Source organism: Bacillus sp. HMSC036E02 (assembly GCF_001836235.1).
Classification (GTDB): domain Bacteria; phylum Bacillota; class Bacilli; order Bacillales; family Bacillaceae_G; genus Bacillus_A; species Bacillus_A cereus.
In genome coordinates this window covers 1-1,046 of record NZ_KV827866.1, presented here as the reverse complement: position 1 = coordinate 1,046, position 1,046 = coordinate 1, and the positions used below count along the sequence as shown (strand labels likewise).

Genomic DNA, 1,046 nt, shown 5'->3' with positions numbered 1-1,046 from the left:
TACCTTCTGATTTTTCAACAGTTTTTACATCTCCTTTAGGAGTTGCTGGCACTGCATCTTTAGGTAAATCAAAGTTTTGTGAGAAAGACGTTGTTCCATCTGCACTTTGTGTAATTACTTGATTTGAACCATTTTCATTTGACTTTAAATTGTCCATTTTCGCATCATCTGCACCTGCTGCACCTCCCGCTACCAATCCTGTACTTAAAAGTGCTCCTGCTAATAATGTTTTAATCATTTTTCATTACCTCCTGTTTATTTGTAATATTCATCAAAAAGTATGTAGAGTTAATGTTTTAATCATTATCTTTATCTACTTGCTTTTTGATTACATTTAGCATAAGACAAGAATCTATAGTTGATATGGACTGTATCTGGAGATTATGTAAAGAAAAATAGATAATCAGTTGCATATCCTAATGGGTGTTTAGACAGGATTGAAAATTTATATGAGTTTGATAATTGAGTTACCCTTTGTTTTTGATCGTAAGGTTTATGGCTGGGGTGAAGCCTATCGAGGATCTAACCTTTTCTGATTTGAAAGTAAAATTTTTAAATAATTAGTTTACTTTCATTTTGTTTATTTTATTAGGTTTATCCTACCTTAGCTATTTTTAGTAGAAACACTGAGAAAAGTATACATTCAAAAGTGTATAAATAAAGAGATTATAAAATCTATTCGAAGTAAAGAACTACTTAATTAAAATGATCTAATTAATCAAAAATCTCATAATTATGATAATATATTGTTTAACAGATGTTAAAAAAAGGAGAACATAACAATATGAATGATTCTAAATAAAAAACACCCCTCTGGGAATGGTTTGCTTATCTTGGAGCAACCGTAACAATTATAAAACTTGTATATACATATTTATTTTAAAATCAAACATATACATTCTACACAACCGTAGTTACCATGACACCACTTATCAGTATTTAATGTATCTAGAAAAAACCCCTTCAGTTTACTTGCTGAAGGGGTTTCGTATTTACATAATTACCGAAAACGGAAATAAGTGAATATGGTTTATTTAATATTGATA

At 29.2% G+C, this 1,046-nt stretch carries 1 pseudogene; it reads right to left on the bottom strand.

From position 1 onward, the window contains the following. Nucleotides 1–238: pseudogene (locus HMPREF2590_RS23740) on the bottom strand (hypothetical protein); the annotation flags it as partial. Nucleotides 239–1,046: the final 808 nt, after the last annotated feature.